Source organism: Chitinophagales bacterium (assembly GCA_020635995.1).
In the GTDB taxonomy this organism is placed as follows: domain Bacteria; phylum Bacteroidota; class Bacteroidia; order Chitinophagales; family UBA8649; genus JAFMKE01.
The window spans coordinates 82,084-94,056 of the sequence record JACJYS010000009.1 but is presented as its reverse complement, the minus strand read 5'-3'; the positions used below and the strand labels follow the sequence as shown (position 1 = coordinate 94,056).

The 11,973-nt window shown below is 33.0% G+C and carries 9 protein-coding genes; 4 read left to right on the top strand and 5 right to left on the bottom strand.

The window, feature by feature from the left end; translation table 11 throughout:
* The first annotated feature begins 113 nt into the window (after nucleotides 1–113).
* The 3 genes from H6578_11890 to H6578_11880 are packed head-to-tail and all read left to right on the top strand — an operon-like array spanning nucleotide 114 to nucleotide 6,556.
* Nucleotides 114–3,608, top strand: a complete 3,495-nt coding sequence (locus H6578_11890) for a gliding motility-associated C-terminal domain-containing protein (GenBank protein MCB9227852.1) — start codon at nucleotides 114–116, stop codon at nucleotides 3,606–3,608.
* A complete protein-coding gene (locus H6578_11885) occupies nucleotides 3,609–4,649 on the top strand; it encodes a PorP/SprF family type IX secretion system membrane protein (protein MCB9227851.1) in 1,041 nt (346 codons plus the stop codon).
* A gap of 26 nt (nucleotides 4,650–4,675) precedes the next feature.
* Nucleotides 4,676–6,556: a tetratricopeptide repeat protein gene (locus H6578_11880; GenBank protein MCB9227850.1), complete on the top strand. Its 1,881-nt coding sequence runs from the start codon at nucleotides 4,676–4,678 to the stop codon at nucleotides 6,554–6,556.
* A 12-nt stretch (nucleotides 6,557–6,568) separates the two neighbouring features.
* On the opposite strand, the gene H6578_11875 is transcribed toward H6578_11880, so the two are convergent.
* The 3 genes from H6578_11875 to H6578_11865 form a co-directional block, all read right to left on the bottom strand.
* The gene (locus tag H6578_11875; GenBank protein MCB9227849.1) at nucleotides 6,569–7,333 is read right to left on the bottom strand and encodes an ATP-binding cassette domain-containing protein; all 765 of its coding nucleotides are present in this window, start codon (nucleotides 7,331–7,333) and stop codon (nucleotides 6,569–6,571) included.
* Nucleotides 7,330–8,070, bottom strand: a complete 741-nt coding sequence (locus H6578_11870; protein ID MCB9227848.1) for an ABC transporter permease — start codon at nucleotides 8,068–8,070, stop codon at nucleotides 7,330–7,332. Before H6578_11870 ends, H6578_11875 begins: the two co-directional genes overlap by 4 nt.
* Nucleotides 8,071–8,309: 239 nt before the next feature.
* Entirely contained in the window at nucleotides 8,310–9,731 is a 1,422-nt protein-coding gene (locus H6578_11865; protein ID MCB9227847.1) for an MBL fold metallo-hydrolase, read from the bottom strand.
* A 174-nt stretch (nucleotides 9,732–9,905) separates the two neighbouring features.
* On the opposite strand from H6578_11865, the gene H6578_11860 reads away from it, so the two are divergent.
* Nucleotides 9,906–10,184 (top strand): hypothetical protein, encoded by a 279-nt coding sequence (locus tag H6578_11860; protein ID MCB9227846.1) that lies wholly within the window; start codon nucleotides 9,906–9,908, stop codon nucleotides 10,182–10,184.
* Here the strand turns inward: H6578_11860 and H6578_11855 are convergent.
* Together H6578_11855 and gap are read right to left on the bottom strand one after the other, a co-directional pair.
* The gene (locus H6578_11855; GenBank protein ID MCB9227845.1) at nucleotides 10,181–10,987 is read right to left on the bottom strand and encodes an alpha/beta hydrolase; all 807 of its coding nucleotides are present in this window, start codon (nucleotides 10,985–10,987) and stop codon (nucleotides 10,181–10,183) included. The two genes, H6578_11860 and H6578_11855, sit on opposite strands and share 4 nt — an antisense overlap.
* Nucleotides 10,988–10,989: 2 nt before the next feature.
* Complete coding sequence (gene gap, locus H6578_11850; GenBank protein ID MCB9227844.1) at nucleotides 10,990–11,973, bottom strand: type I glyceraldehyde-3-phosphate dehydrogenase; 984 nt, start codon at nucleotides 11,971–11,973, stop codon at nucleotides 10,990–10,992.

The following is an 11,973-nucleotide window of genomic DNA, read 5'->3' as shown; positions in this document are numbered from 1 at the left end:
CTACTAAAGAAAAGTTAATGTAAAATACTTCATGGGTATTTTTACGGATAATCATTTCCAAATTATCCAATTCTCAAATTAATCAATATCTTTAATGAAAATTATTACCACTTTTGAAAAAGTTATACCTAAACCTTTTACTTTTTCTTATTTGCAATTTCTCTATTGCACAAACTGCTTTTATTCAAAATAAAGGTCAGTGGGATAATACTGTGCAATTTAAAGCCGAATTTAATAGCGGTAATTTATACATAGAAAATGCTACACTCAATTATAATTTTATTGACAATCAACAATTAAATGAGTTGGTTAGCCACCACCACCAAACTGTTTTGCCTTATGAAATAGATGTTGACTGGACAGTAAAAGGACATTGTTTAAAAATGAATATTGCAAATGCACAATTTAAAAACCCTATAACTAAACAAAAAACTGAAACTTACTACAATTATTTTTTAGGCAATGATAAAACAAAATGGAAAGGTAGAGTTCCTGCTTTTCAAACGGTAACTTACCCCAATGTTTATCCAAATATTGATTTTACGATAAGTAGTTCAAACAATTATTTTAAATACGAATTTGTAGTAAAAGCTCAAGAAAATCCTAACAAAATTCAATTGACTTATGAAGGTGCTAATAACATAATTTTAAATAATAATAATCTGCAAATAGAAACCAGTGTCAATACTTTTACAGAGCAAAAACCTTATGCTTATCAAATAATTGACAATAAAGAACAAGAAGTAGCCTGTTATTTTAAACTTGAAAACCATACCATTTCTTTTGATTTTCCTAATGGTTACAATAAAAACTATGATTTAGTAATTGACCCTTACATTGTTTTTTCAAGATACACCAGCTCTTATGCTAATAATTTTGGCTACACCGCCACTTACGATAGCTACGGAAACGCCTACGGTGCAGGTAGCGTGTTTAACCAAGGCTACATAACCACACCTGGTGCTTATGACATAAGTTTTAATGGTTTCAATACCGATATTGGCATAACTAAATACAGTAGCGATGGCTTAACAAGGCTATACGCCACTTATTTAGGTGGCAATAAAACAGAATTGCCTCATAGTATAGTAGTAAATTCAAGAGATGAACTGTATGTTTTAGGCACTACAAGCTCCGATACTTTTCCCGTTACCTTAAATTGCTACGATTCTACATACAACGGTGGTTCTTTTGTTAATTTAGCACAAGGTTTAGGCGTTTTATACACGCAAGGTTCAGATTTTATAGTTAGCAGATTTACTGAAGGTGGAGATTCACTAATGGCATCTACTTATATAGGCGGAAGTGCTAATGATGGATTAAATTTATCTCCTTTTTTAAAATACAATTATGCAGACGAAGTGCGTGGCGAAATATTAATAGACCACAATGATAATTGTATCATCACTTCGTGTACTTATTCTAATAATTTCCCTGTTTTAAACAGTATAGATACTTCATACAATGGCGGTTTAGACGGTGTGGCTTTTAAAATGGATGCCAATTTGAATAATTTACTTTGGAGCACTTATTTAGGTGGCAGTTTAGACGATGCCTCCTACTCTATTTCTTTTGACAGCAATGAAGATATTTATTTAGCAGGAGGCACGCAATCTCCCGATTTTCCTTTACTAAATGCTTATCAAGATACTTTTGGTGGCGGTAGAGCTGATGGTTTCATTGCCCGACTACACAATACGGGTAGCAATTTAATTTCAAGTACCTACATGGGCAGTACGGAATACGACCAAATTTATTTTATTGACCTAAATAATAACGATGATGCCCATATTTTTGGGCAGACAAAAGATACGCTCAATAATTTTTACCACAATGCTTTATACAGCAGTGCTAATGGCGGACAGTTTTTAATGAAATACACCCACAATATAGACAGCGTTATTTGGAGTACCCGATTTGGCGATGGAGCCGGAAAACCGGATATTTCTCCCACAGCTTTTTTAGTAGATGTGTGCAATCAAGTTTTTCTTTCTGGCTGGGGCGGGCAAAATTTAGCCGGCAATACCAATTTAAGCGGAACAGCAGGGTTAGATATAACCTCCGATGCGCTACAACCCACTACCGATAACAGAGATTTCTATTTTATGGTAATGCGTGATGATGCCTCTGCTTTAATTTATGCTTCTTATTTTGGTGGAAATATTAGTGCAGAACACGTGGACGGTGGCACCAGCCGTTTTGATAAAAAAGGCGTAATATATCAAGCCGTATGTGCCGGCTGTGGCAATCATCAAGATTTTCCTACGGTACCCATAGATTCTGCTGCATTTTGGACAAATAATAATTCTTGCAACCTTGGTTTGGTAAAATATGCTTTTTCTCCTCCTTCCGTTATTGCCGATTTTGTTTTACCTCAAGTAGAATGTATTCCACAAGACCTAACATTTATAAATACCACTCAAACAGCATTTAATGATACTTCTCAAACTACTTTTTATTGGTACATAAACGACAGTTTAATGTCTAATGATTATCATTTTGCTCACAGTTTTAATGAAATAGGTGTTTATAATATCAAATTAGTAGCTATAGATTCTTTAAGTTGTAATTTGATTGATTCTATTTCAAAACAAATAACTTTATTGGGCAATGGAAGTCAAAATTTAGACACCTTATACACTTGCAAAAACAATGCTATACAAATTGGAATTTCTCCTATTCAAAACCCTAATGTACACTATCAATGGTCTCCAAGCTATGGCTTAAATGATACTACAATAGCTAATCCGGTAGCATTAATTGATACCAACACCACTTATACTTTAATAGCAGGAATAGGAACTTGCTTAGATACTTTTGTGCAACATATAATAGTAAGGGAATTAAATACCGAAATATGGAGTAGAGATACCGTTTGCTTAGGCGATACTATAACTTTTTATGCTACAAATTTGCCTAATGCCTATTATAATTGGCAACCCGATACTTTACTCAATAGCCCACAAGGGCAAAATTTGGCTGTTTTTGAAGCCACTTACAGCCCATTTTATGTTTCTTGCCAAATAACTGACCAATTTGCTTGCAAAGATACTGTTGCTGATACCGTTTTTGTTACCACACTCCTGCCGGATATTAGTGCTACCGCCACTCCCGATACTATTGAAATGGGCGATACCAGCCAGTTAGAAGCTTTATCTTCATTAGTTAATAATTTTGTTTGGGACAATAATGCAAGTTTAAGTGCTACGGATATTTTTAATCCAACAGCATTTCCTACACAAACCACTACCTACACCGTACACGTAAATGATAATACTTGCCCTAATAAAACAACCGTAACCGTGTATGTAACACCAAAAAAATGTATAGAAGACAAATTATTTGTTCCCAATGCTTTTACACCTAATAATGATGGCAATAATGATATTTTTTATGTACGGAGCAGAGGAGAAATTAGGCAGTTTTATTTTGCTGTTTACGACCGCTGGGGACAAAAAGTATTTGAAACCTATGATATTAACACAGGTTGGGATGGTTCATTTAATGGCGAAAATTTAAGTCCCGCTGCTTTTGCTTGGTATTGTAGCGGCTTTTGCGAAAATGGAGAAGATTTTATATTAAAAGGAAATGTAAGTATTTTAAAGTAATTGAACATTAAAAAACACATATTATTAGGCTTATTTATAGCATTGTTTTTATTTGTGCCACAAATAAAAGCACAAGATGTGCATTACACACAGTACGATATACAAAGCTTACAACAAACACCTGCTAACACAGCCAATTTTGACGGAAATTATCGCTTTTCTGCTTTGTACAGAAACCAATGGAGTACTATAAAAGTACCGTACAATACTTTAGGTTTTTCATTTGATATGTTAGCTTATGCTTCTAAAAAATTTGATAGCAAATTAGGCGTAGGTTTATCCACTGCCTTTGACCAAGCCGGAGATGGAAAATACAGGAGTTTATACGCCCAAATTCCTATTTCTTATACTTTGTATTTAACTATAAAAGAAAAAAGTTTGTTTAAAATAGGCGGAGGTATTTACATTGGGTTAATCAATAAATCGTTTGATATTTCTGCTTTAAGTTTTGATAATCAGTACAATGGAGAAGTTTTTGACGCCAGCATTCCCATAAATGAAAATTTTGGAAAATTAAACTATACTAATTTTGACTTAGGAATTGGCTACAATTTAGGTTTTAGAATAAACAATAAAGTAGAACTGGGTACATCATTAGGTATTCATCATCTTAACCCAATACGGGAAAGTTATTTAAACAATAGTGTAAACTCCATTTTACAAAAAAGATATGCCATTACGGGGTATTTTACTTATTTCATAAATAAAAAATGGGATTTAAGATTAGACTATTTGTACCAAAAACAAAATGTACTACACGAGCATTTAATGGGAACAACGGCAAGTTATTACTTTAAAAATAATGATGTGGTTAAAAAAGGTATAGCTCTTGGCGTGTTTTACAGAAACAAAGATGCGGTAAGTGCCGTTATTCAATACAAACAAAACAATTTTAAGGCAGGAATTAGTTATGATATTAACACCAGCCCGCTACAAGCCGCCACAAATAACTATGGTGCAGTAGAAATAGGTTTAGTGTATATAATAAAAAATGTAGAAGACGTTAATATAAAAAACAAAAGAAAGTGTTTCGTATTTTAAATAAAACAATAAGCATAATTTTTTGCTTGTTATTCATACAAAATGTGTATTCTCAAACGCAAAATCAGTTTTTAAAAGCTGCCCAAAAAGCGTACAATACTGCTATGTATGACGAAGCTATTTCTTACTACCAACAAGCACTAAAATTTAACGAAAACGACCAAGAGATAGCTTATAAAATAGCTTTATGCTATTACAATTTAAAAGATTACTCTAATGCCAATACATTTTTTGAAAAAGTAACCAATATAGAAAGTGATGCTTTATTTAATTATTATAAAGCACAGAATTACAAATATTTAGGGGATTACAATAATGCTATATCTCATTTTGAAAAATTTACTACATCTTATCCTATTGATGGATTTTACAGAAAAAAAGCCATACAAGAAATAGCATCTTGCCATTGGGCTTTAGCTCAAAAACCTAATGACAAAACTATAATAAATCACTACAAAAAGCCATTGAATACGGCATACTCTGATTTTGGAGCAAATTACATAGACAGCAACACCATTCAACTCACTTCTCTTCTGCCCTTAAAACAAGATAAAAATGAATATCAATCATCCTTATTCTTTTACCAAAAAGACAATGATAGATTTAAAGAATTGAAAAGCTTAAAATTTACAAGCGAGCAAGATAGTTTTAGCTACGCTAACGGTTTTTACTTAAAAGACAAAGGCGAATTTTACTACAATAAATGTTACACAAGTCATGAAGATTATGAAAAAACCTGCGATTTGTTTGTAAGGAAATTTGATGGAAAAAATTGGCAAGAAGAAACTCCTCTTAATTTTAATACTACAGATTTTACAGAAACCCAAGCTCATGTTTTTGTTAATAAAAATGGAGAAACAGAACTTTATTTTATAAGTGATAGATTAGGCGGCAAAGGGAAATTGGATATTTGGCGAACTAAAGAAATAAGCTATGGCAATTTTACTACGCCCGAAAATGTAAGTGAAGTTAACACCATAGATAATGAAGCAACACCTTTTTTTAATGAAAAGGAACAAAAATTATATTTCAGCTCATCGTGGTATTATGGTTTTGGTGGCTACGATATTTTTGTAAGCAATTTTGTAAAAGGGAAATTTGAAAAACCACAAAATTTGGGCTTGCCCGTCAATTCATCTTCCGATGATATGTACTACTCTCCCACAGCTTTTAATTCTGCCTTATTTTCAAGCAATAGAGAAGGTGCTTTATCTTTAAAAAATGCTGCTTGCTGTTTTGATGTGTATGAACATAAAATGCCGGAAAAAACCGTTTCTAAGGACAGTTTAATAGCTATTAACAATAAGGAAACTCAGAATATTACAGAAAGGAATACCAACCAAAACACTAAAAAATTATTAGACAAAATACAAAATCAACTGCCTGCTACGGTATATTTTCATAATGATGAACCTAACCCAAAAACTACAGATACCATAACAAAACTCAGCTATTTAGATGCTTACAACTCCTATTTAGTCATTAAGTCGGAATATTTTGCCCAATTAAAGAATAAGGAGGAAGTAAATACCTGGTTTAACGAAGTAAAAAACCATTATAATGAGCTTAATAGTTTTTTGGCAGATATTGAAACACTTTTAAAACAAAAAGAAACAGTAATTCTTTTAGTAGAAGGCTATTGCAGTCCACTGGCTTTAAATGATTATAATATCAATTTAGCTAAAAGAAGAATAGTAAGTGTAGAAAATTATATACTTAAATGGAATAATGGCGTTTTGCAGTCGTATTTTAATGGCGGTTATTTACGTTTTAAAAATGCCCCATTTGGCGAAGAAAAAGCAGACCAAAACATTTCGGATAGTACAGAAGAAGTAGAAAAATCTATTTATAGCACGGTTGCGTCCTTAGAAAGAAGAGCAAGTGTTGTTGCTGTGGAAGTGGAGTAAAACGTAATATTATTATCCCTTAGAAATAGCTTGTTTTCTTAATTTTTTCAAGAAATCTGAAGCAAAAATGAAATCGTAAAGTTCTTTATTATCAGTGTTCATCACTTCATCTTTTGTTCCTTCCCAATGTTTTAACCCTTTATGAAGAAATACAACCTTATCTCCTATTCCCATTACCGAGTTCATATCGTGGGTATTTATTATGGTTGTTATATCAAATTCTAAAGTTATTTCATGAATTAAATCATCTATAAGTAAAGCCGTTTTAGGGTCTAATCCGGAGTTTGGCTCATCGCAAAACAAATATTTTGGGTTCATAACTATGGCTCTGGCTATACCCACACGCTTCATCATTCCACCACTTATTTCTCCAGGAAACTTACTATTAGCATTTTCTAAATTAACTCTTTGCAAGCAAAAATTTACTCTGTCCAGCTTTTCTTCGGCACTCATAGTTGAAAACATATCTAAAGGAAAACGCACATTTTCTTCTACTGTCATAGAGTCAAATAAAGCATTGCCCTGAAACAACATTCCCATTTCATTACGCAAGCTTTTTTTATCTTTTCTATTCATGGTATTTATAGGTCTGCCGTCATATTCTATAGTGCCTTCTTCGGGCGTAAATAAACCTACCAAGCATTTTAAAAATACCGTTTTACCCGCACCACTAGAACCTATTATTAAGTTGCATTTCCCATCTTGAAAAGACGTAGATATTCCTTTTAAAACCTGCTGATCTCCAAAACTTTTTTTAATATCCTTAACTTCAATCATAATAGTAAAAACGCAATTAAAAAGTTTGCAATAATAACAACAATAGAACTATTAACAACGGCTCTAGTGCTGGCATTTCCTATTTCTAAAGCTCCACCTTTCACATAAAATCCTTCGTAGCAAGCTATAGTGGTAATAATAAAGGCAAATACAACGGCTTTAATCAACATTACCACCACATAATAAACTTCTGTGCCGTCTTGCAAACCTCTTATATATTCATCTGAGCTATAAAAACCGCCCATAGTACCTGCTACCCAGCCGCCTAAAATACCTAAAAACATAGCCATAATTATTAAAAAAGGAATAATAATAATAGCTCCCACTACTTTGGGGGCAACTAAATAGGCTGTGGTATTAACACCCATAATTTCTAAAGCATCTATTTGTTCTGTTACCCTCATACTACCCAATTCAGAAGCTATGTTTGAGCCCACTTTACCCGCCAAAAGCAAAGCACTAATAGTTGGTGCCATTTCAAGTATTAAAGAATCTCTAACAATAATTCCCATCCACCACATAGGTATTAAACCAATATCTAAAAGCTGGTAAGAAAACTGAACGGCAGTAACTGCCCCTACAAAGGTAGAAACAATAGCTATAATTAATAAAGAACCTATTCCTATTTGATAGGTTTGTCTAAATGTTTCTTTTAGGTACATTTTGGCATTTTCGGGCCGGGCAAACATATTGCCCAGCATGATAAAATACCTTCCTATGTCAAATAAAAATTTCATATTATGGACTACAAATACTCAATATAAATTGAAGATTACAAATTTTACGGTAAAGAAGAAAAATAAATCTACCTATCGCTAAGCAAAGATACCAATTTGAACTTTATAAAAAAGCGGTATAGAAAAAAATTAGAGAATGCTTTTAAAAGTTTTTAAATACTTATCAAAACAACTCGTGCCAAGACTACAATCTTGGCACGAATATTCATAATCTAATTTTATTTTTTAATACACATTATCTACAGCAAAGTAGTAGGACAAACATACTCCGTAGTAGCTACATTAGCTTCTACTATGCCGTTAAAACCTTTATCTATATCTATTAAGTTTTCAAAACCTCTGGCTTTTAATATAGATGCCGCAATAACCGAACGATAACCTCCTAAACAATGCACGTAATAGGTTTTATCTTGTTTAAGTTTTTGCATACTATCATTAATGTAATCTAATGGTGCGTTTATAACTTTTTCACTATCAACGTGTTGCGATTTATACTCACTTTCTTTTCGCACATCTACTATTTCTATATCATTGGTGTTCATATCTTTAGCAAATTGCTCTGGAGAAATAGTTTCTATAGTATCTATTTCTTTACCTTCATTTTTCCAAGCACTAAAACCACCTTTTAAATATCCTAAAGCATGGTCGTAGCCTACACGAGCTAATCGGGTTATAACTTCCTCCTCTCTTCCTTCATCTGCTACTACTAATATTTCTTGTTTTACATCGGGAATTAAAGTACCCACCCAAGGTGCAAAACCACCATCTATACCTATAAAAATAGAATTAGGAATAAATCCTTTTTTAAATACCTCCGGTTTTCTGGTATCTAAAATAATAGCTCCTGTTTCGTTAGCCGCTACTTCAAATTCTGTAGGGTTTAATGCTCTTGTTCCTCTTTCTATTACCGTATCTATACTATCGTAGCCTTGTATATTCATTAGTACATTTTGAGGGAAATATGCAGGTGGAGGCATTAAGCCGTCTAAAACTTGCTCTATAAATTCTTCTTTGCTCAATTTAGGGTTTAAAGCATAATTGGTAGCTTTTTGGTTGCCCAAAGTATCTGAGGTTTCTTTGCTCATTTTTTTACCACAAGCAGAACCTGCCCCGTGTGCCGGATATACAATAATATCATCGCTTAAAGGCATTATTTTATTACGCAAAGAATCAAATAAATGCCCTGCTAATTTCTCTTGAGTTAAATCGGCAATAACTTTTTGTGCCAAATCCGGGCGACCTACATCGCCTATAAACAATGTATCGCCAGTAAACATAGCTACATCTTTGCCACTTTCATCTTTTAATAAATAAACAGTGCTTTCCATAGTATGCCCCGGTGTGTGTAGCACTTTAATGCTTATATTCCCAACTTTTAGTATTTCTCCGTCTTTAGCTACATAAGCATCAAAAGCCGGTTTTGCTGTAGGGCCATAAACTATAGTAGCTCCCGTTTTTTTAGCTAAATCTATATGTCCCGATACAAAATCTGCATGAAAATGGGTTTCTAAGATGTATTTAATAGAAGCATTGTCTTTTTTAGCTCTATCTATATAAGGCTGTACTTCTCTTAAAGGATCAATAACTACAGCTTCGCCATTGCTTTCAATATAATAAGCTCCTTGAGCTAAGCATCCTGTATAAATTTGTTCAATATTCATAGTATTTATTTTATAATTACAACGCAAAAATAGAACGAGTAATTCCCACGCTATGTGATATGGATTACACTAAATATATAATAGTCCTATATCGGCTTACCCCTTAATGTAAAATACTTCATGGGTAACTTTACGGATAGTCATAATATTTCGTAATTTTGTAAAAAATATCTTATGAAAACAATACAAAATTCAATATTTGCTTTATTATTAGTGTTAAGCTTTAGCTTATTTGCTTGCAATAATTCTCATAATTCTAACAATCATTTAGAAGAAACTACTGACACCAGCGGAAAAGAATATACATCTAAATATGTATGTCCTATGCACTGCGAAGGAAGTGGAAGTGAAGAAATGGGAACTTGCCCTGTTTGCGAAATGGACTATGTGCTAAATGAAAACTACCAAGAAACCGACATGGAACACATGAACCATGACGGGCATGAGCATTAAAATAACTCAGGTTTTAATACTTCATCCAGCATTTTGTAATACTCTTCAAACTGGCTTAAGTTATTATGTTGCCCGTCTTTAACGGTTATTAGTTTAGCTCTATCTTTTACGGTATTGTATAGCCTTAATCCCGTGGCATAAGGTACTACATTGTCATTAGTGCCGTGTAAGAAATAGATAGGACACTCCACTGTTTTTAAAAATTTAAAACTCTTAAACTTATATTTTAGCAAAGGTTCTAAAAACAAAAAAGGCACTATACGCTTGGCTATATCTATAATGCTATAATAAGGTGTTTCTAACACTAATGCTTTAGGTTTTCTTATAGAAGCTATATGTGCTGCCATACCTGTTCCTATAGAACGCCCATATATTATTATCTGATTTTCTTGATAATCTTTTTTAAGCTCATCGTAAATAAAAGTAACATCACTATGCATATTTTTTTCACTTAGCTTACCTGTACTTTTGCCGTAGGTTCTATAATCTATAAGCAAAATATCGTAACCTCTTGCTACAAAATCTTTATAAATCCACCCCCAATCTCTTAAACTGCCTGCATTGCCGTGCATATAAAGTACTATGCCTTTTGAATTTTCAACCTCAAATTTTAAAGTGTGTATATTCCCATTATTAGGCGTAGTGTAAAATTTTTCTTCTACAGGATGGTCAAAATCATACTTAAAATCGGCTCTTGTTTTACGTGGATGAAACAAAAACGACTCTTGATAGACATAAAAAAATACACAAATAACTAAATAAGCTACTACTATAGTGCCTATTATATAATACCAAATACTCAAAATTATTTCAATTTTTGTAGTAAATCTGCCATTCTTGTAGCGTAGCCCATTTCATTATCGTACCAAGCTATTAATTTTACCATATTTTCATTTATACTTATTAAATCTCCTTGAAAAACACACGAATAATGAGAGCTAACTATATCGGAAGAAACTAAAGGATCTTCGGTATATTTTAAAATACCTTTCATTTCTTTTTCAGCTGCTTTTTTAAATATGCTTTGTATAGCTTCTACGGTTGCATTTTTCTTTACTATAAAAGTAAAATCTGTTAATGAGCCTGTAATAACAGGAACTCTGGTAGCTATACCGTCTAATTTCCCTTCTAAAGCCGGTATAACCCACCCCACTGCTTTAGCCGCTCCCGTAGATGTAGGAATAATAGAATTAGCCGCTGCTCTTGCCCTTCTCAAATCTTTATGAGGTGCATCTTGTAGCATTTGGTCTGCCGTATAAGCATGCACCGTATTAATATAGCCTTTTTCTATTTCAAAATTTTCATGCATTAATTTCGCCATTGGGGCTAAGCAGTTTGTAGTACATGAAGCATTAGAAATTATAACATCTTCAGCCTTAATATCTTTATCATTAACGCCCAGCACTATTGTTTTTATATCTCTTGTAGCAGGTGCCGAAATAACCACACGCTTTGCTCCGGCTTCTACGTGCTGCATAGCTTTTTCTTTTGTTCTATAATGTCCGCTACACTCTGCCACCACATCTACGCCAAGTTTTTTCCAAGGCAAATTTGTGGCCTCCCTTTCTTTGTATAAAGGAATAGATTTCCCATCTACAATTATATGATTTTCATCAAAAGAAATATCTTTTTGGTAAGTTCTATGAGCACTGTCGTATTTTAGTAAATGAGCTAATTTATCTGAATCTGCTAAATCATTTAATGCTACAATTTCTACATCTTTTCTATCAAATAGGTTTCTAAACGTTAAACGTCCTATACGTCCAAAACCATTTATGGCTATCTTCAT

Coding starts and splice junctions, on each gene's coding strand:
- H6578_11875 (MCB9227849.1), bottom strand. CDS start 7,333: ATGATTGAAGTTAAGGATATTAAAAAAAGTTTTGGAGATCAGCAGGTT.
- H6578_11870 (MCB9227848.1), bottom strand. CDS start 8,070: ATGAAATTTTTATTTGACATAGGAAGGTATTTTATCATGCTGGGCAAT.
- H6578_11865 (MCB9227847.1), bottom strand. CDS start 9,731: ATGAATATTGAACAAATTTATACAGGATGCTTAGCTCAAGGAGCTTAT.
- H6578_11860 (MCB9227846.1), top strand. CDS start 9,906: ATGAAAACAATACAAAATTCAATATTTGCTTTATTATTAGTGTTAAGC.
- gap (MCB9227844.1), bottom strand. CDS start 11,973: ATGAAGATAGCCATAAATGGTTTTGGACGTATAGGACGTTTAACGTTT.